Source organism: Streptomyces sp. NPDC002156 (assembly GCF_053593675.1).
In genome coordinates this window covers 27184-46732 of sequence record NZ_JBSFDA010000078.1, presented here as the reverse complement: position 1 = coordinate 46732, position 19549 = coordinate 27184, and the positions used below count along the sequence as shown (strand labels likewise).

Annotated in this window: 15 protein-coding genes; 4 read left to right on the top strand and 11 right to left on the bottom strand. The window is 69.4% G+C overall.

The features are described 5' to 3' along the window. Window positions 1-40 precede the first annotated feature (40 nt). The 9 genes from pssA to ACWCRB_RS28205 form a co-directional block, all read right to left on the bottom strand. Window positions 41-862 carry a CDP-diacylglycerol--serine O-phosphatidyltransferase gene (gene pssA, locus ACWCRB_RS28245; protein WP_235479820.1) on the bottom strand — a complete coding sequence of 274 codons (822 nt, stop codon included), beginning with the start codon at window positions 860-862 and terminating at the stop codon, window positions 41-43. Window positions 863-884: 22 nt separating this feature from the next. Further along, window positions 885-1541 carry a phosphatidylserine decarboxylase gene (locus ACWCRB_RS28240; RefSeq protein ID WP_053747193.1) on the bottom strand — a complete coding sequence of 219 codons (657 nt, stop codon included), beginning with the start codon at window positions 1539-1541 and terminating at the stop codon, window positions 885-887. Window positions 1542-1710: 169 nt separating this feature from the next. Continuing rightward, window positions 1711-2916, bottom strand: coding sequence for an acyl-CoA dehydrogenase family protein (locus ACWCRB_RS28235; protein ID WP_450998721.1), 1206 nt, complete (start codon window positions 2914-2916; stop codon window positions 1711-1713). Window positions 2917-2918: 2 nt separating this feature from the next. Beyond that, the gene (locus ACWCRB_RS28230) at window positions 2919-3431 is read right to left on the bottom strand and encodes a MaoC family dehydratase (protein ID WP_383950957.1); all 513 of its coding nucleotides are present in this window, start codon (window positions 3429-3431) and stop codon (window positions 2919-2921) included. A gap of 5 nt (window positions 3432-3436) precedes the next feature. After that, complete coding sequence (locus ACWCRB_RS28225) at window positions 3437-4402, bottom strand: HpcH/HpaI aldolase/citrate lyase family protein (RefSeq protein ID WP_450998720.1); 966 nt, start codon at window positions 4400-4402, stop codon at window positions 3437-3439. Next, complete coding sequence (locus tag ACWCRB_RS28220; protein ID WP_450998719.1) at window positions 4399-6447, bottom strand: methylmalonyl-CoA mutase family protein; 2049 nt, start codon at window positions 6445-6447, stop codon at window positions 4399-4401. Before ACWCRB_RS28220 ends, ACWCRB_RS28225 begins: the two co-directional genes overlap by 4 nt. 16 nt (window positions 6448-6463) lie before the next feature. Continuing rightward, the gene (gene ccrA / locus ACWCRB_RS28215) at window positions 6464-7807 is read right to left on the bottom strand and encodes a crotonyl-CoA carboxylase/reductase (RefSeq protein WP_450998718.1); all 1344 of its coding nucleotides are present in this window, start codon (window positions 7805-7807) and stop codon (window positions 6464-6466) included. Window positions 7808-8230: 423 nt separating this feature from the next. Further along, window positions 8231-9043 carry a TetR family transcriptional regulator gene (locus ACWCRB_RS28210; RefSeq protein ID WP_198655209.1) on the bottom strand — a complete coding sequence of 271 codons (813 nt, stop codon included), beginning with the start codon at window positions 9041-9043 and terminating at the stop codon, window positions 8231-8233. 148 nt (window positions 9044-9191) lie between these two features. Further along, window positions 9192-10997, bottom strand: coding sequence for a 3-hydroxyacyl-CoA dehydrogenase family protein (locus tag ACWCRB_RS28205; protein ID WP_450998717.1), 1806 nt, complete (start codon window positions 10995-10997; stop codon window positions 9192-9194). 356 nt (window positions 10998-11353) lie between these two features. On the opposite strand from ACWCRB_RS28205, the gene ACWCRB_RS28200 reads away from it, so the two are divergent. Further along, window positions 11354-11935 carry an adenylosuccinate lyase gene (locus ACWCRB_RS28200; protein WP_450998716.1) on the top strand — a complete coding sequence of 194 codons (582 nt, stop codon included), beginning with the start codon at window positions 11354-11356 and terminating at the stop codon, window positions 11933-11935. A gap of 21 nt (window positions 11936-11956) precedes the next feature. Here ACWCRB_RS28200 and ACWCRB_RS28195 read toward each other — a convergent pair whose 3' ends face one another. Next, complete coding sequence (locus ACWCRB_RS28195) at window positions 11957-12493, bottom strand: N-acetyltransferase family protein (RefSeq protein WP_450998715.1); 537 nt, start codon at window positions 12491-12493, stop codon at window positions 11957-11959. Between the two features lie 64 nt (window positions 12494-12557). After that, window positions 12558-13616: an Rv2578c family radical SAM protein gene (locus tag ACWCRB_RS28190; RefSeq protein WP_450998714.1), complete on the bottom strand. Its 1059-nt coding sequence runs from the start codon at window positions 13614-13616 to the stop codon at window positions 12558-12560. Window positions 13617-13791: 175 nt separating this feature from the next. On the opposite strand from ACWCRB_RS28190, the gene ACWCRB_RS28185 reads away from it, so the two are divergent. The 3 genes from ACWCRB_RS28185 (at window position 13792) to ACWCRB_RS28175 (ending at window position 19463) form a co-directional block, all read left to right on the top strand. Next, on the top strand, window positions 13792-14235 hold the full coding sequence (locus ACWCRB_RS28185; protein WP_450998713.1) for an SRPBCC family protein: 444 nt from the start codon (window positions 13792-13794) through the stop codon (window positions 14233-14235). A 166-nt stretch (window positions 14236-14401) separates the two neighbouring features. Beyond that, window positions 14402-16786 (top strand): MFS transporter, encoded by a 2385-nt coding sequence (locus ACWCRB_RS28180; protein ID WP_450998712.1) that lies wholly within the window; start codon window positions 14402-14404, stop codon window positions 16784-16786. Between the two features lie 199 nt (window positions 16787-16985). Then, window positions 16986-19463, top strand: coding sequence for a SpoIIE family protein phosphatase (locus tag ACWCRB_RS28175; RefSeq protein WP_450998711.1), 2478 nt, complete (start codon window positions 16986-16988; stop codon window positions 19461-19463). Window positions 19464-19549 lie beyond the last annotated feature (86 nt).

Here is a 19549-nt window from a genome sequence, read left to right as displayed (position 1 = left end):
ACCGTCATCCGGTTCGGGGCCCTCCGTACAGCGATTACCGCTACGGCAGCTGTGCCGCCCGTGCCTCGCGGCGGTTGCCGCGGAAGTTGTTCACGCGGCGGGCCGTGGCGAAGAGCGGGATCACCGCGCCCAGGACGAGCTGCAGGGCGCAGCCGGTCTGGAGGAGGAGCTGACCACCGGGGGCGTCGAAGGCCCAGGCCGCCAGAAGCCCCATCGCGGCGACGATCCAGGAGAGCATCGCGACCGCGAGCGGACCCCGCGGCTTCGGGTACTCGACCCGGCTCACCATCAGCCAGGCGGTGCCGACGATGGCCATGAGCGTGGCCACGAACGGCAGCTCCAGGAGCACGATCGAGACGACCGTCAGGGCGCCGAAGGGACTCGGCATGCCCTGGAAGGTGCCGTCCTTCACCGTCACACAGGAGAATCTCGCGAGCCTCAGCACGACCGCGAGCAGGACGACGATCGCACCGACCGCGGCCACCTTCTGGTACGCGTCGTCCGCGACCATGCCGTACACCAGGACGAAGTACGCCGGTGCCAGACCGAAGCTGATCAGGTCGGAGAGGTTGTCCAGCTCGGCGCCCATGGGGGAGGAGCGCAGCTTGCGGGCGACCAGACCGTCGAACAGGTCGAAGACCGCCGCACAGAGCATCAGGATCACCGCGGTCGCCGCCGAGTGACGGGCCATGCCCGACTCGTCACTGCCGGTGAGGTGCGGGATCAGGATGCCGGTGGTGGTGAAGTACACCGCCATGAAGCCGCAGGTGGCGTTGCCGAGGGTGAGGGTGTCCGCTATTGAGAGGCGGAGAGAAAGGGGCATCTCCTCCTCGTCGTCACCCACCTCGTCGGCCTCCGGCACCCAGCCGGCCTGTGTCTCGGGATCAATCACGGTCAATGCGAGTCACCCCTGCCACCGTCTTCTGTCCGACCTCGACCGCGACCTCGACACCCTCGGGGAGGTAGATGTCGACGCGCGAGCCGAAGCGGATCAGGCCGATCCGGTCGCCCTGCTCGACCTTCGTGCCCTGCGGGACGTACGGGACGATGCGGCGAGCGACCGCACCGGCGATCTGGATCATCTCGATGTCACCGAGTTCGGTGTCGAAGTGCCAGACGACTCTCTCGTTGTTCTCGCTCTCCTTGTTGAACGCCGGAACGAACCCGCCGGGGATGTGCTCGACGGACGTCACCGTGCCGGAGAGGGGCGCGCGGTTGACGTGTACGTTGAGCGGGCTCATGAAGATCGCGACGCGGGTGCGGCCGTCCTTCCACGGCATGATGCTCTGCACCACGCCGTCGGCGGGAGAGATGACCCGGCCCTGGGTGATCTCGCGCTCGGGGTCACGGAAGAACCACAGCATGCCCGCCGCCAGCGCGGTGGCGGGTACGGCCACGGCCTTGGCGGCGCCGGACTTGCGCGCGCGTACCAGGCTGAGGGCTGCGGTGGCGACGGTCGGGAGGAGCCACGGCGATGCTCCGCGCGCCAGGCGTACGCCTGCCAGGCTGTCGCGAGGTGCAGAGGTTTGGCTGTGGGGCATGGATGACCTTCGTAGCGGATGATGCCGCGCTGTATCAGGGGACGGCGGCTTTCCGGCGATCGTAGCGGCTCACAGCAACAACTGGGTAAGCCAGGAAGCCGAGTCGGCGGCTGAAGAGTGCTGACGGGGTGTGATCTTCTTCTCGAAGAAAACACCCCGAACCGAACAATCAGCCCTGGAATTTGTACTCTTCGAGCAACCTGCGCCCGATGATCATTTTCTGGATCTCGGCGGTACCTTCGCCGATCAGCAGCATCGGGGCCTCGCGGTAGAGGCGCTCGATCTCGTACTCCTTGGAGAAGCCGTAGCCGCCGTGGATCCGGAAGGCGTCCTCCACGACCTCTTTGCAGTACTCGGAGGCGAGGTACTTCGCCATCCCTGCCTCAAGGTCGTTTCGTTCTCCCGAGTCCTTTTTGCGTGCCGCGTTCACCATCATCGCATGGGCGGCCTCGACCTTGGTAGCCATCTCGGCCAGCTTGAACTGGATCGCCTGGTGCTGGGCGATCGGCTTGCCGAAAGTATGACGCTGCTGGGCATAAGAGACGCCCAGTTCGAACGCACGCTGAGCGACACCGCAGCCACGCGCGGCCACGTTGACGCGGCCCACCTCGACGCCGTCCATCATTTGGTAAAAACCCCGGCCGGTGGCGCCACCGAGCACGCGATCGGCCGGAATGCGCAGTCCGTCCATGATGAGTTCGGTGGTGTCGACGCCCTTGTAACCCATCTTGTCGATCTTCCCCGGGATGGTGAGCCCGGGCCGGACCTCACCGAAGCCCGCCTCCTTCTCGACCAGGAAGGTGGTCATCGACTTGTGGGGCGCGGTCCCCTCCGGGTGTCCTTCGTCACTTCGGACGAGTACGGCGACCAGAGTGGACGTTCCGCCGTTCGTCAGCCACATCTTCTGGCCGTTGAGGACGTACTCGTCACCGTCCCGGACCGCCTTGGAGGTGATGGCCGACACGTCCGAGCCGAGCGCCGGCTCCGACATCGAGAACGCGCCCCGGATGTCTCCGGCCGCCATCTTCGGCAGGAAGTGGTCCTTCTGCTCCTGCGTGCCGTGCTGCTTGAGCATGTACGCCACGATGAAGTGCGTGTTGATGATCCCGGAGACCGACATCCAGCCACGCGCGATCTCCTCGACGCACAGCGCGTACGTCAGGAGCGACTCGCCCAGACCGCCGTACTCCTCGGGGATCATCAGGCCGAACAGGCCCAACTCCTTGAGGCCGTCGACGATCTGCTGCGGATACTCGTCGCGGTGCTCCAACTCGGTCGCGACCGGGAGGATCTCCTTGTCCACGAAGTCCCGGACCGTGGACAGGATCTCCTGCTGGATGTCGGTCAGACCGGCGGTCTGGGCGAGTCGCGCCATGGCTACTTCTCCTGCTCCTTGAGCTGGGGCCGGCCGGGCTGTTCGCCGCCGCGCTCCTTGATGTACGTCTCGGTGGGCACCATCACCTTGCGGCGGAACACGCAGACCAGCGTGCCGTCCTGCTTGTAGCCCTTGGTCTCGACGTAGACGATCCCGCGGTCGTTCTTCGACCGGGAGGGCGTCTTGTCGAGGACCGTCGTCTCGCCGTAGATCGTGTCGCCGTGGAAGGTCGGCGCCACGTGCTTCAGCGACTCGATCTCCAGGTTCGCGATCGCCTTGCCCGACACGTCCGGCACGGACATGCCCAGCAGCAGGGAGTAGATGTAGTTGCCGACCACGACGTTCTTGCCGAAGTCCGTGGTGTTCTCGGCGTAGTTGGCGTCCATGTGGAGCGGGTGGTGGTTCATCGTCAGGAGACAGAAGAGGTGGTCGTCGTACTCCGTGACGGTCTTTCCGGGCCAGTGCTTGTAGACCGCCCCGACCTCGAACTCCTCGTAGGTGCGTCCGAACTGCATGGTGCTCAGGCCTCCGGCGCTTCGAACTTGGACGTGCGCTCCAGGCCGGCGGCCCGGCCCTTGCCCGAGATGACCAGCGCCATCTTGCGGCTGGCCTCGTCGATCATCTCGTCGCCGATCATCGCGGAGCCCTTCTTGCCGCCCGCCTCGGACGTGTAGTACTCGTACGCGTCCAGGATCAGTTCGGCGTGGTCGAAGTCCTCCTGCGAGGGCGAGAAGATCTCGTTGGACGCCTCGACCTGGCCCGGGTGCAGCACCCACTTGCCGTCGAAGCCGAGCGCGGCGGCGCGCTGGGCGACCTCGCGGTAGCCGTCGACGTTGCGGATCTGCAGGTAGGGGCCGTCGATCGCCTGGAGGTTGTTGGCGCGGGCCGCCATCAGGATCTTCATCAGGATGTAGTGGTAGGCGTCCGCCGGGTAGCCGGGCGGCTGCTCACCCACGACCAGCGACTTCATGTTGATCGACGCCATGAAGTCGGCCGGGCCGAAGATGATCGTCTCGACGCGCTGGGAGGCCGTCGCGATCTCGTTGACGTTGTTGAGGCCCTGCGCGTTCTCGATCTGCGCCTCGATGCCGATCTTGCCGACCTCGAAGCCCATCGTCTTCTCGATCTGCGTCAGCAGCAGGTCGAGGGCGACGACCTGCTGGGCCGTCTGCACCTTCGGCAGCATGATGCAGTCGAGGTTCTGGCCGGCCCCCTCGACGACCGTGACGACATCGCGGTACGTCCACTCCGTCGTCCAGTCGTTGACGCGCACGACCCTCGTCTTGCCCGTCCAGTCGCCCTCGTTGAGGAACTTGACGATGGTGTGCCGCGCCTCGGGTTTGGCGAGCGGCGCGCACGCGTCCTCCAGGTCCAGGAAGACCTGGTCGGCGGGCAGCCCTTGGGCCTTCTCCAGGAAGCGAGGGTTGCTCCCGGGGACCGCGAGACAGGAACGCCGGGGGCGCAGACGGTTGACGGGCGTGGTCATGCGGGGACCTCCAGGGGGTCGAGCTTGTTCGCTTTCCGGATCTCGTCGACGATGCGGCCGATGATTCCGGTGATGTCGAAGTCCTTCGGGGTGAAGACCGCGGCCACGCCCGCAGCCCTCAGCTGTTCGGCGTCACCATTGGGGATGATCCCACCGGCGATGACGGGTATATCTGTGGCACCGGCCACACGGAGCCGTTCCAGTACGTCCGGCACGAGCTGCGCGTGCGAGCCGGAGAGGATCGACAGGCCGACCGCGTGCACGTCCTCGGCGACCGCCGCCTCCACGATCTCCTCCGGGGTGAGCCGGATGCCCTGGTAGACCACCTCGAACCCGGCGTCACGGGCCCGCACGGCGATCTGCTCGGCACCGTTGGAGTGCCCGTCCAGGCCCGGCTTGCCCACCAGGAACCGGAGCTTGCCCACGCCCATGTCCCGCGCCGTGGCCTCCACCCTGCGGCGCACCAGCGCCATCGCGGTGCCCTCCCCGGCGGTCACCGCGACCGGCGCGGACGAGACCCCGGTCGGCGCGCGGAACTCCCCGAACACCTCGCGCAGGGCCCCGGCCCACTCGCCGGTCGTGACCCCGGCGCGGGCGCACTCCAGGGTGGCCTCCATGAGGTTGTCGGTGCCCTTCGCGGCCTCCTTCAGCCGCTCCAGCGCCTTGCACGGGCGCGGGTGGTTGAAGGGCGGCTGGTACCGCGTGTCGCGCCAGCCCTGGAGCGCCGACGTCACCCGCGCCTCGACGGCCGGATCGACGGTCTGGATCGCCGCGTCGAGGTCGGCCGTGAGCGGGTTCGGCTCGGTCGACTCGAAGATGTTGACGCCCACGATCTTCTCTTCACCGGACTCGATACGGGCCCGGCGCTCGGCGTGGGACGCCACGAGCTGTGACTTCAGATAGCCCGACTCGACGGCGGCCATCGCGCCGCCCATCTCCTCGATGCGGCCGATCTCGGCGAGCGACTCCTCGACCAGCTCGGCCACCTTCTTCTCGACCACGTGCGACCCGGCGAAGATGTCCTCGTACTCCAGCAGATCGCTCTCGTAGGCGAGCACCTGCTGCATGCGCAGCGACCACTGCTGGTCCCAGGGCCGGGGGAGCCCCAGCGCCTCGTTCCAGGCGGGGAGCTGGACGGCACGCGCGCGTGCGTCCTTCGACAGGGTCACGGCCAGCATCTCCAGCACGATCCGCTGGACGTTGTTCTCCGGCTGCGCCTCGGTCAGCCCGAGCGAGTTGACCTGCACGCCGTACCGGAAGCGCCGCTGCTTGGGGTTCTCGATGCCGTACCGCTCGCGCGTGACCTGGTCCCAGATCCGCCCGAACGCCCGCAGCTTGCACATCTCCTCGATGAACCGGACACCCGCGTTCACGAAGAAGGAGATCCGGGCGACGACATCACCGAACTTCTCGGCGGGAACCTGCCCCGAGTCCCGTACGGCGTCCAGGACCGCGATGGCCGTCGACATCGCGTACGCGATCTCCTGGACCGGGGTCGCCCCCGCCTCCTGGAGGTGATAGCTGCATATGTTGATCGGGTTCCACTTGGGGATGTGGTTGACCGTGTAGCAGATCATGTCCGTCGTCAGCCGGAGCGAGGGTCCCGGCGGGAACACGTGGGTCCCCCGGGACAGGTACTCCTTGACGATGTCGTTCTGGGTCGTCCCCTGGAGCGTGGTGATGTCGACACCCTGCTCCTCGGCGACGACCTGGTAGAGCGCCAGCAGCCACATGGCGGTGGCGTTGATCGTCATCGAGGTGTTCATCTGGTCCAGGGGGATGTCCTGGAACAGCCGGCGCATGTCACCGAGGTGCGAGACGGGCACACCGACCCGGCCGACCTCGCCGCGGGCGAGGATGTGGTCGGGGTCGTACCCGGTCTGGGTCGGCAGGTCGAAGGCCACCGACAGACCTGTCTGGCCCTTGGCGAGGTTGCGCCGGTACAACTCGTTGGACGCCTCGGCCGTGGAGTGACCGGCGTACGTGCGCATGAGCCACGGCCGGTCCTTCTCCCGCCTGCCTTCGGCGGACTGACGCTCAGTCATCTAGGGCCTCCGGCTCTCAGATGTTCCGGAAGCGGTTGATGGCGTCGATGTGCTGGGCGCGCTTCTCCTCGTCGCGCACACCGAGGCCTTCCTCGGGGGCCAGGCACAGGACGCCGACCTTGCCCTGGTGGAGGTTGCGGTGGACGTCGTAGGCGGCCTGCCCGGTCTCCTCCAGGGAGTACACCTTGGAGAGCGTCGGGTGGATCTTGCCCTTGGCGACCAGGCGGTTGGCCTCCCAGGCCTCACGGTAGTTGGCGAAGTGGGAGCCGATGATGCGCTTGAGGGACATCCACAGGTACCGGTTGTCGTACTCGTGGTTGAAGCCCGAGGTGGAGGCGCAGGTGACGATCGTGCCGCCCTTGCGGGTGACGTAGACCGACGCGCCGAAGGTCTCGCGGCCGGGGTGCTCGAAGACGATGTCGACGTCCTCGCCGCCGGTCAGCTCACGGATGCGCTTGCCGAACCGCTTCCACTCACGGGGGTCCTGGTTGTGCTCGTCCGCCCAGAACTTGTAGCCCTCGGCGTTGCGGTCGATGATCGCCTCGGCGCCCATCTTCCGGCAGATGTCCGCCTTCTGCTCGCTGGAGACGACACAGATGGGGTTGGCGCCCCCGGCCAGCGCGAACTGCGTGGCGTACGAGCCGAGGCCGCCGCTCGCGCCCCAGATGAGGACGTTGTCGCCCTGCTTCATCCCGGCGCCGTTGCGCGACACCAGCTGGCGGTACGCGGTGGAGTTGACCAGACCGGGTGCGGCGGCCTCCTCCCACGACAGGTGGTCCGGCTTGGGCATCAGCTGGTTGGACTTGACGAGGGCGATCTCCGCCAGCCCGCCGAAGTTCGTCTCGAAGCCCCAGATGCGCTGCTCGGGGTCGAGCATCGTGTCGTTGTGCCCGTCGGAGGACTCCAGCTCGACGCTCAGGCAGTGCGCGACGACCTCGTCACCGGGCTTCCAGGAGTTGACACCGGGACCGGTGCGCAGGACGACGCCCGCGAGGTCGGAACCGATGACGTGGTACGGCAGGTCGTGCCGCTTGGTCAGCTCGCTGAGCCTTCCGTAGCGCTCCAGGAAGCCGAAGGTGGACAGCGGCTCGAAGATCGACGTCCAGACCGAGTTGTAGTTGACACTCGATGCCATGACGGCCACCAGGGCCTCGCCCGGGCCGAGTTCCGGCACCGGGACGTCGTCCAGGTGGATCGACTTACGGGGGTCCTTGTCGCGGGTCTCGAGGCCCGCGAACATGTCCGTCTCGTCCTTGTGCACGGTGATCGCACGGTACGACTCGGGAAGCTGAATGGCGGCGAAGTCGGCCGGAGTCGAGTCCGGCGACTGGATCGCGTCCAGGATGTCCTTAACGGTCACGGTGGTGCCTCCGGCGAATGGCGTCCTGAGGGAAGACGCTGAGGGTTACGTCGGTGCTGCTGAGGGTTGGGGTGAGACGTGCCGTCGGTTCGGCGGTGGTGTTTCGGCAGCGCGTGGTGGCGCGGGAGGTTGCCTGTGACGCAGGCGTCCGGGCGCGCAGACACGTGGTTTGCGGGGACAGCCGGCGTACGAATGGTCTCTGCACGCCGGCCGCCCGGACACCTTCAAGGTATGGCACCCCGTGTCAGGTAGCAAGGCACTGGGTGTCAGAAAGTGGCCTCAGATGAAATCTTTACGTAACAAATGAGCGATGATCGATCAAAGGCTACTGAGGAGTAGTTCTCGTGGGGGCACAGAGGCGCGCGGAAACGGAAGAGGCGGGCCGCAGTCACCCGCGGCACGCCTCTTGCGTACGTCCGTTCCTTACGAGCGTTCCTTCAGCGCCTGCTCGATCGTCCGCATGACCTCGTCGAGCGGCGCGTCGGTCCGCGCGACCGCGACCAGCACCTCGCCCTGCGAGGTCACCGAGGCAGGCGCCGTCCGGGGCGGGGTGTCCCGCCCGGCCCCGATGCCCGTGCCGAAGGTCTTCCGTACGATCCCGAAGGCGTGGTCGAGCTGGGTCTCGACGTCGCCCTGGCCGCCCGCCCGCAGCCAGCGCCGCAGGACGTGGTTGTGGGCGGTGACGACGGCCGACGCGGCGACCTCGGCCAGCAACGGGTCGTCGTTGGCGTCGTCGTCGTGGGCGTGCTCGTCGAAGTGGCCCAGGAGGTAGCGGGTGAAGAGGCGTTCGTAGCGGGCGACCGACGCGATCTCCGCCTCGCGCAGGGTGGGGACCTCGCGGGTCAGCTTGTAGCGGGCGACCGAGATCTCCGGCCGGGCCGCGTACATCTTCATGACTTCCTTGATGCCGCGGCACACGGTGTCGAGGGGATGCTCGTGCGCGGGTGCCGCGTTGAGCACCGCCTCGGCCCGGATCAACGTGTCGTCGTGGTCCGGGAAGATCGCCTCTTCCTTGGAGCGGAAGTGCCGGAAGAAGGTGCGGCGGGCCACGCCGGCCCGGGCCGCGATCTCGTCGACGGTGGTGCCTTCGTAGCCCTTGGTCGAGAACAGCTCCATCGCCGCGGCCGCCAGCTCTCGGCGCATCTTGAGCCGCTGGGCGGCGGCACGGCTGCCCGCGGCACTTTCCGGTGCGTCGGGAGTGGCTGGGGTACGGGAGGACTTGGCGGCCTGGGACATGACCCGAACGTACTGCATGTGTGCAGGGTGGCGCGCACGTCCCGGACCACCCCCGCCCGGTGCGGGCGGGGGTGCCGAGGCCGGGTCGAGCAGTCCGCCCCAGTCGTCCTCCTGTCCGAAGACGGGTCCGAGCCGGTCGCCCTCCCCGTCAGCGGCGGGCATATTCGCGGAAGCCGCGGCCCGTCTTGCGGCCGAGGCAGCCCGCGGCCACCAGATGCTCCAGGAGCGGCGCGGGGGCCAGTCCCGGGTCCCGGAACTCGCGGTGCAGGACCTTCTCGATGGCCAGGGAGACATCGAGTCCGACCACGTCGAGCAGCTCGAACGGGCCCATCGGGTAGCCGCCGCCCAGCTTCATCGCCGCGTCAATGTCGTCAAGAGATGCATAGTGCTCCTGCACCATCTTGATCGCGTTGTTGAGATACGGGAAAAGCAATGCGTTGACGATGAATCCAGCTCGGTCACCACAGTCCACGGCATGCTTCTTGATCTTGACGCAGACCTCGCGGACCGTTGAGTGGACGTCGTCGGCCGTCAACACCGTACGGACGACCTCGACCAGCTTCATCGCCGGCGCCGGGTTGAAGAAGTGCATGCCGATCACGTCCTGCGGACGCGAGGTGGCGCGGGCGCACGCGACGACGGGGAGTGAGGAGGTGGTGGTGGCCAGCACCGCGCCCGGCTTGCAGACCTTGTCCAGCGTCCCGAACAGCTGCTGCTTGATCTCCAGGTCCTCGGCGACGGCCTCGACGGCCAGATCGACGTCCGCGAAGGCGTCGTAGGAGCCCGCCGCGGTGATCCGGTCGAGGGTCTGCGCGGCGGCCTCGGCGGTCAGGCGGCCCTTGTCGACGGAGCGCGCGAGGGACTTGCCGATCCTGGCCTTGGCGATCTGCGCCTTCTCCTCGCTGCGGGCGGCCAGGACCACCTCGTACCCGGCCTTGGCGAAGACCTCGGCGATCCCGGAGGCCATGGTCCCGGAGCCGGCGACACCGACGGAGCGGACCGTGCGGCCGGGGGTCTCGGGAGCGTCGGAGAGCGGGGTCAGGGCGTCCGCCACGACCGTGGCGCTGCCGGGTGCCTCGTACGAGTAGAAGCCGCGTCCCGACTTGCGGCCCGTCAGGCCCGCCTCGCTGAGCTGCTTGAGGACGGGCGCCGGGGCGTGCAGCCGGTCGTTGGACTCGGAGTACATGGCCTCCAGGACCGTACGGGCCGTGTCGACGCCGATCAGGTCGAGCAGGGCGAGCGGGCCCATCGGCAGACCGCAGCCGAGCCGCATCGCCGCGTCGATGTCCTCCCGGGAGGCGTACTTCGCCTCGTACATCGCGGCGGCCTGGTTGAGATAGCCGAACAGCAGTCCGTCGGCGACGAATCCGGGGCGGTCGCCGACCGCGACGGGCTCCTTGCCCAGCTCGATCGCCAGATCGGTGACCGCGGCGACGGCCTGCGGCGCGGTCAGCACCGACGAGACCACCTCGACCAGCTTCATCGCCGGTGCCGGGTTGAAGAAGTGCAGGCCCAGGACGCGCTCGGGCCGCGCCGAGTCGGCGGCGAGACGGGTCACGGAGAGGGCGTTGGTGCCGGTCGCGAGGATCGTGTCGGGGCGCACGATGTCGTCGAGGGCGCGGAAGATCTGGTGCTTGATCTCGTACGACTCCGGCGCCACCTCGATGACCAGGTCGGCGTCGGCCGCCGCGCGCAGGTCGGTGGAGGTGCGGAAGCGGGCGAGGAGGTCCGCGCGCTCCTGTTCGGTGAGCCGGCCGCGCACCACGGCACGGGCGGTCGAGGACTCCAGGGCGGCGACGGCCTTCGCGGCCGTGGCCTCGCTGATGTCGATGCCGACGACCTCGCGGCCGGCCCGGGCGAGGACCTCGGTGATGCCGGTGCCCATCGTGCCGAGGCCGACGACGGCGACGGTCATGAGCGCGGACGGAGAGGTGTGGGACAGGGGAGTGGCCATCGCGGGACTCCAGAAATGAGGGTGGTGACGACTGGGAGCACGACGGGTGCGCCGAGGGGGCGCACCGGGTGCGAGAGGGAGTGCGGGTGTTGCCGGGCTGCGAGCGCACACGCCCGGAGAAGGGTGGATCCGACGGCCCTGTCCCAAGGCCGTGCCGTACTGCGGTACTTGATGTACCGAACCGACCAGCACTCACGACGGCTGCGTCACCAGGCCGTCGTAAGCAATCATGCGAGTGGGTAACTCGCTCGTCTGAGCTTAACCGGTGGGTAACGAGCGCGCCAGCCCCCGAATTTGTGATGTACGTCCCGAGATCCTGCCCACGCGGCCCTGTTGCCGCACCTAACCTCGGTTTTATGGACGAAGAGTTGCGATCACTCACGGAGCGCTTACGGGCCGAGGCCGGGGCAGGTGCCTCGGAGATGTACGAGGACCTCGCGGCGACCGAGGACCCGGACGCGCTGGCCGATGTCCTCACCGCGCCCGGACAGCCGCTGTGGGCAAGGGAGTTGGCCGCCTTCCGGCTCGGGCTCGCGGGTGACCGGCGTGCCTTCGAGGCCCTCGTCCTCCTCCTCAACCACCGTGACCCGCAGCGCTGTGCCTCCGCCGCGTACGCCCTGGCCCGCCTCGGCGACCCGCGCACGGCCCGTGCGGCGGCGGCCCTCGCGACGAACGAACTGCGCGTCGCCTACGCCCTGCACCCCGTCCGGCTGCTGGCCGAGCTGCACGCCCCCGAGTCCGTGCCCGCGCTGATCACCACACTGGCTCGCCGGCTGAAACCGCACGACCCCTACCGCCGGGTGGCGCTCGCCTGTGTGGAGGGGCTGGGCACGCTGGGGGACCGGCGCGCGGCCCCGGTCCTGAACGAGGCCCTCGCGCACCCGGCCCTCGCCGAGGCGGCGGTGCACGCACTGGCGCGCATTCCCAAACAGAGGTGACCCGACGGCAGAGGTGAGCCGTCAGCGGGGCAGCACGCGCGCGTACCGCACTTCCGGTACGGCGACCCCGTCCACGTCGAAGGGTTCCTCGGCGCCGTCGGCCGCGAAGTCCTCGCGCTCGTAGAACCGTCGTGCGCGGTCGTTGCCCTTGAGGACCCACAGGAGCATGCGCCGGTGCCCGGCGTCGGCGCAGCGGCGGACCGACTCCCGCAGCAGCGCCGGCCCGACCCCGGCGCCGAACTGCCCGACGTCCACGTAGATCGCGTACAACTCGGCGTCGTCGGTGCGGAATTCGCCGTCCCGGTAGGGCCCGTGACAGGCCCAGCCGACGACTTCCCCCGCTCGCTCCGCCACGAGGTTCACGACCTCGGACCCGGCGCCCACGAAGAACGTACGCCGCCGCTCGGCGTCGTCCGCCACGCTGAGGGCGTCGAGGTACGGCTGCGGCATCAGGCCCTTGTAGGCGTGCTGCCAGCCCCGGACACGGATCTCGGAGACGCGCTCGCAGTCGTCGAGGGTCATCTCGCGGACGAGGACCGGGTCGTTCGGGTCGTTCATGGCGGCACCCTAGGCGTACCGCCCGCGCGGAGACCTCCGAATTTTCGGGCCCTGGGCCGGGCCCTCAGAGGAGGGTCAGCTGGACCGGTTCGGGCGCCGCCGCCCCGGGGGCGAGGGGGTCGGGCTCGGCGGGGGCCGGGATCCTGCGGGGCATCCCCGCGCGCGTGGGGCCAATCCCGTACTCCTGGGCCAGGTCGTGGACCAGCCCGGTGATCCGGCGCTGGTACCACTTGGGGGCGTAGGCGCCCTCCGCGTACAACCGCTCGTACCGGCGCACCAGATGTGGGTGGTGGTGTCCGAGCCAGGCCATGTACCACTCGCGGGCGCCGGGGCGCAGATGCAGCACCAGCGGGGTCACGGAGGTCGCCCCGGCGGCGGCGATCGCCCGCACCGTGGCCCGCAGCTGGGCCGGGTGGTCGCTGAGGAAGGGCAGCACCGGCGCCATCAGCACCCCGCAGCCGATGCCGTGCTCGCCCAGCGTCCGTACGACGTCCAGGCGCCGTTCCGGGGCGGGTGTGCCCGGCTCGACCGTGCGCCACAGCGCCGGGTCGGTGAAGCCGACGGAGACCGAGATGCCCACGTCCGTGACCTGCGACGCCTGCACCAGGAGGTCGAGGTCGCGCAGGATCAGCGTGCCCTTCGTCAGGATCGAGAAGGGGTTCGCGTGGTCGCGCAGGGCGCTGAGGATGCCCGGCATCAGCCGGTAGCGGCCCTCCGCGCGCTGGTAGCAGTCGACGTTGGTGCCCATCGCGATGTGGTCGCCCAGCCAGCGGCGTGAGCCGAGCTGGCGGCGCAGCAGCTCCGGCGCGTTCACCTTGACGACGATCTGGGAGTCGAAGCCGAGACCGGTGTCGAGGTCCAGATAACTGTGTGTCTTGCGGGCGAAGCAGTAGACGCACGCGTGCGTGCAGCCCCGGTACGGGTTCACCGTCCACTCGAACGGCATGCGGGAGGCCCCCGGCACCCGGTTGATGATCGAACGGGCCCGGATCTCGTGGAAGGTGATCCCGCGGAACTCGGGGGAGTCGAAGGTACGGGTGGTCACCGCGTCCGCGCCGAACAACGCGGCGTCGGTCCGGCTGGAGCCGGAGCCGGATTCCACTGTGAGGTTCTCCCAGCGCATGACACCTCCTCGGTAGCACTGACCCGAGAATAGAACACATGTTCCCTTGATCGTGCGAGCGTATGTTCGAGTTCTGTGAAGCTCCTCGATAGTCCGGACCCCGATTTGGGTGGGCGGGCGGCGGGGTGGTTGGGTGAGCGCGAACCCCCGAACACCCAGCTGCTGGAGGAACGCAATGGCGCAGGTCGAGGCCACCACGGAGCGCATCGTCGCGGCGGACGCGGAGACGGTGTTCGACGCCCTCGCCGATTACAGCGGCACGCGCTCGAAGGTGTTGTCCGAGCAGTTCAGCGAGTACGAGGTGCGCGAGGGCGGCGACGGCGAGGGCACCCTCGTCCACTGGAAGCTCCAGGCCACCAGCAAGCGCGTCCGGGACTGCCTCCTGGAGGTCAGCGAGCCCACCGACGGTGAACTCGTCGAGAAGGACCGCAACTCCTCGATGGTCACCACCTGGCGTGTCACCCCGGCCGGCGAGGGCAAGTCGCGGGTCGTCGTCACCAGCGTCTGGGACGGTGCCGGCGGCATCGGCGGCTTCTTCGAGCGGACCTTCGCCCCCAAGGGCCTCGGCCGTATCTACGACGCCGTCCTCGACAAGCTCGCCACCGAGGTGGAGAAGTAGCCCAAGGGGCAACCTCCCAAGGGGCGTTGGCTCGCCCCTTCGTACCCCTCACCGGTTCGAGTGGATCTCCGCCCCCGTGCACCGGTACGCCGTAACTCGTCGCGCTTGCTCACAGTTGTCGCCCAAAGCGGGAATTGTGCGGTAGGTGCGACGAGGGGAGCGGTACATGGGCGGGATCACTCTGGTGCAGGACGAGCCGACGACCGCACCCGCGCCGCCCCCGGCCGAACCTCCGCAACTCGGCCCGCGCCAGGTCCGGTTGGTCTTCTTCGGGCTCATGCTCGCGCTGCTGCTCGCCGCGCTGGAGCAGATGATCGTCGCGACCGCGCTCCCGAAGATCGTCGGTGAGCTGCACGGCCTGGACAAGATGTCCTGGGCGATCACCGCGTATCTCCTCACCGCCACTGTCGGACTGCCGGTCTACGGCAAACTCGGCGATCTCCTCGGCCGCAAGGGCGTCTTCCAGTTCGCGATCGTCGTGTTCGTCGTCGGCTCGGCACTGGCCGGCTGGTCGCGCAGCATGGACCAGCTCATCGCCTTCCGCGCCCTCCAGGGCGTCGGCGCGGGCGGGTTGATGATCGGCGTGCAGGCGATCATCGCCGACATCGTGCCGCCGCGTGAACGCGGGCGCTTCATGGGCCTGATCGGCGCCGCGTTCGGCCTCGCCTCGGTCGCCGGGCCCCTCCTCGGCGGCTACTTCACCGACCACCTCTCCTGGCGGTGGTGCTTCTGGTTCAACGTCCCGTTCGGGCTGCTGACGCTCGCCGTCGTCACCGTCGTGCTGAAGCTGCCGAAGCCCGCCGTCAGGGCCCGGCTCGACCTCCTCGGGGCGCTGCTGCTCGCCGTGGCCTCGACCTGCCTGGTGCTGCTGACCAGTTGGGGCGGCACCGAGTACGCGTGGGGCTCGCGCGAGATCCTCGGGCTCGGCGCCGGAGCGGTCGTCGCCACCGTGCTCTTCCTGGTCGCCGAGCACTTCGCGCCCGAACCCCTCATCCCGCTGCGGCTGTTCAGGGACTCCGTCTTCAATGTCACCGGTCTGGTGGGCCTGGTGATCGGTGTGGCGCTGTTCGGCGCCGCCAGCTATCTGCCGACCTTCCTGCAGATGGTCGACGGTGCCACCGCCACCGAGTCCGGACTGCTGATGCTGCCCATGATGGCCGGCATCGTCGGCGCGTCGATCGTCTCCGGGCAGCTCATCAGCCACACCGGCCGCTACAAGATCTGGCCGATCCTGGGCGGCGCCCTGTCCGTGTTCGGCATGTGGTTGCTCTCCCGCCTCGAAGTGGACACGCCCCGGCTGCACTACAGCCTCTGGATGGCCGTCCTCGGCGCCGGTATCGGCATGGTGATGCCGGTCCTCGTCCTCGCCGTGCAGAACTCCGTGCGCCCCGCCGACCTCGGCACCGCGACCAGCGCCAACAACTACTTCCGCCAGATCGGCGGCAGCGTCGGCGCCGCGATCTTCGGCACGCTGTTCGCGAACCGGCTCGCCGAGTCCCTGGAGAACAGCCTCCCCACGCGCGCGGGTGCCGGCCTCCCCGACCCCGACTCGATCACCCCGCAGCTCGTCCACGCGCTCCCCCCGGCGCTGCGCGACAGCTACATCAGGGCGTACGCCGACGCCATGCCGCGCATCTTCCTGTACCTCGTGCCGGTGCTCGTCCTCGGCCTCCTCATCGCCTTCTTCCTCAAGGAGAAACCGCTGGTGTCCCACCACACCGCCCCCGCCGACCTCGACTCCCCAGGACCCACGGCCCCCCTGGCGATCCCGCAGGCCAGGGCGCCCTACACCGCCGGAATCCCGGTGTGCGGCACCGTCCAGCACCCGGACGGAACCGTCGTACCGCGCGCGGCGCTCACCCTCATCGATGTCACGGGGGCGCAGATCGGGCGCGGTGCGAGCGCCGAGGACGGGCGGTACGCGCTGTCCACGCCCGGCGCGGGGGCGTACGTCCTGATCGCCGCGGCGGGCGGCCACCAGCCGCAGGCGGTCACCGTGACCGTAGGCGAGCGTCCCGTCGAACTGGACGTCGTCCTCGGCGGCGCGGGACACCTCGTGGGCCAGGTGCTGACCGCGGACCGCTCGCCGGTCCGGGACGCCACCGTCACGCTCACCAACGCGCACGGCGAGGTCGTCGCCACCACCCGCAGCGGACGCGAGGGCGGGTACGTCATCACCGAGCTGGTGGCCGGCGAGTACACCCTCGCCGCCAGCGCGCCCGCGTTCCGCCCGACCGCGCTCCCCGTCATGGTGCGCGCCTCCCGGGAGACCCGCCAGGACGTCGAACTCGCGGGCGGCGCCGTCCTGAAGGGCACCGTGCGGGCCGGTGGCGGACGGCCGGTCGAGGACGCGCGCGTGACGCTGCTCGACGCGGCCGGCAACGTCGTGGACACGCTCACCACCGGAGCCGACGGAACGTTCCGGTTCGTCGACCTGTCCTGCGGCGAGTACACGGTCATCGCCTCCGGCTACCCGCCGGTCGCCACCGTCCTCCAGGTGGCCGGCGGCGACCGAACGGAACGCGACCTTCAGCTCGGGCACGACGACTGAGCCCCAGGTAAGGGCGCCGGGCAGGAGGCCGACCGGCCGGTCGGTGCGGGCGTACCGGCGTGCGGGGCGCGCGGCTGTGCGCCGGAGCGGACCGGTGAAGACCAATTACCGGATTGCCACACATCGCGACCGACCGGCGCCGTACGGTGGTGGCGACGGCACAGATCTTGCGGAGCCGTGGGAAGAAGGGGCCTGCGCCATGGACCGTGGCACCGAGACGGGCGCGACTCCCGGCCGCGGGGCCGAGGAGGGCGCACCGGCGGAGCACGCCGCTGCGGGCCGTATCCCGTTGGCCGTGGTCGTCGTCGACCGCGAAGGCCTCGTCTCCCACTGGAGCCGGGGCGCCCGGCGCCTGTTCGGTGCCTCCAAGGAGGAGGCCCTCGGCCAGCCCGCCGTCGACCTACTGCCCGTCTCCGGAGCCCTCCCCGACGACGGCGATGACGATGGCGACGAGGACGCCACTCCGTACGGCGCCCACCTGGCCGACGACGGCCTCGGACCCGACCTGGAGTCCTCCCTCGACGGCCGGCTGTCCTACCCGGCGTCGGGCCGCGCCCGCCTCACCGTGCCGGGGCGCGACCGCGTGGACGTCCTGTGGTGGGCGTACCCCCTGGTGGGCCCCGGGCACGGGCGCCTGCTGGTGCTGGCCGCCGACACCGACGTACTGCGCCAGGAGGACGACGAGATCGCCGTCGAGCGCATCGCGCCCGGCTTCGCCCTGCACACCAACTTCCCCGGCGCCGACGAACTCGCCCGCAGGCTCCCCGAGATCCTGCCCAGCATGAGCGTCGGGGAGAGCGCCCGCATCGTCGCCCAGATCCTCGAACTGGGCTATCCCGTCCTGGAGTTCAGCCAGAACGACCTGGTCCCGGTCACCCCCGACTGGGGCGTGCCCCGGCGTGCCGAGCGCAAGGCACGCCGGGAGCGGGCGGCCCGCGCGGCGCAGGCCGGCGAACCCCTGCCCGAGGACCTCAAGGACGACGTCCAGGACCTCGAATACGCGGCCGTGCGCGAGCGGTTGGAGTTCCTCAACGACGTCAGCGGACGCATCGGCACCTCGCTCGACCTGTCCCGCACGATCATCGAGGTCAGCAAGGCCGTCGTACCCCGCTTCACGGACGTCGCGGGCACCTATCTGCGCGAACAGGTCGTCGCGGGCGAGGGGTTCCCCGACGGTGTACCCGACACGACGACGATGTGGCACCGGGTCGCCCTCGAACACACCGACGAACCAGGGCGCTGGGACGACGTCGTACCGGTCGGCGAGGCCATGCCCTTCCCGGCACACACCCCGTTCTTCCAGTGCATGACCAGCGGTCAGCCCGTCCTCGTGCCGCGCATCAGCGAGCAGATGGGCCACATGATCGCCTCGCAGTTCGAGAAGCGCGACATCCGGCCGCTGATCACCGGCCGCTCCATGCTCGTCGTCCCGCTGAAGGCACGCAATGTCGTCCTCGGCTTCATGATCCTGCTGCGCCACCCGGAGCGCGTCGAGTTCAACGACATGGACCGCGTCACCGGCGCCGAACTCGCCGCCCGCGCGGGCCTCGTGCTCGACAACGCGCGTATGTACACCTACCAGGAGAGCGTCGCCGAGACCCTCCAGGACAGCATGCTGCCGCACATCCCGCCGCGCATGGCGGGCTGCGACATCGCCACCCGCTATCTGCCCGGCACCCTCCTCGGCCGGGTCGGCGGCGACTGGTTCGACTCGGTGAAACTGCCGGGCGCCCGCACGGCGCTCGTCGTCGGCGACGTCATGGGACACGGCCTCAACTCGGCCGCGATGATGGGCCAGTTGCGTACGGCCGTCCAGACCATGGCCGCCATGGACATCCCGCCCTCCCAACTCCTGCGCAATCTGGACGACTTGGCCCAGCGCCTCGGCGACACCTACCTCGCGACCTGCCTCTACGCCGTCTACGACCCCATCGCGAGCGAGCTGCACATCGCCAACGCGGGCCACATCCCGCCCGTGCTGGTCCGTGCCGAGGACGGCGGCAGCGAACTGCTCGACCTGCCCACCGGTGCGCCCATCGGCGTCGGCGGAGTGCCCTTCGAGGCGGTACGCGTGCGCGTGGAGCCCGGCGACCGGCTCGTGATGTGCACCGACGGACTGGTCGAGGTGCGCGGGGAGGACATCGGCGTGGGTCTGGCGACACTGTGCGAGTCCGCCGCCCACCCGGCCGCCTCCATGGACGACGCCTGCGACACCATCATCCGCGCCCTCAACACCGCCGGGGGCCGCAAGGACGACGTGGCGCTGCTGCTGGCCCGGCTCAACGGCATCGAACCCGACGACGTCGCCGAATGGCGGATCGGTCTCGACCCGGCCGAGGTCGGCCGGGCCCGCGCCGTGGTCCGCGAGCAGCTCTACGACTGGGGCCTCGACAAGCTGGTCGACAGCGCCTCGCTGCTGGTCAGTGAACTCGTCACCAACGCCGTACGGCACTCCCACGGGCGGCCGCTCGAACTGCGGCTCGTGCGGGGCGAGACACTGCTGTGCGAGGTGGACGACGACGACCACAGCCTGCCCACACTGCTCGACACCGAGCCCACGGCCGACTCCGGGCGCGGACTGCGCGTGGTGAGCACGCTGGCCCGGGAGTGGGGCACGAGCCGTACGGGCGCGGGCAAGACCGTGTGGTTCGAACTCACGTTGCCCCGCCGGCGCTGACGCTCCGACCGGGGCGGCCAGTGGGGCCGCTCCGGGATTGTCAGTGCCCTGTGTTTGGATTGATCGTGCCACGGGGTCGGGGGAGG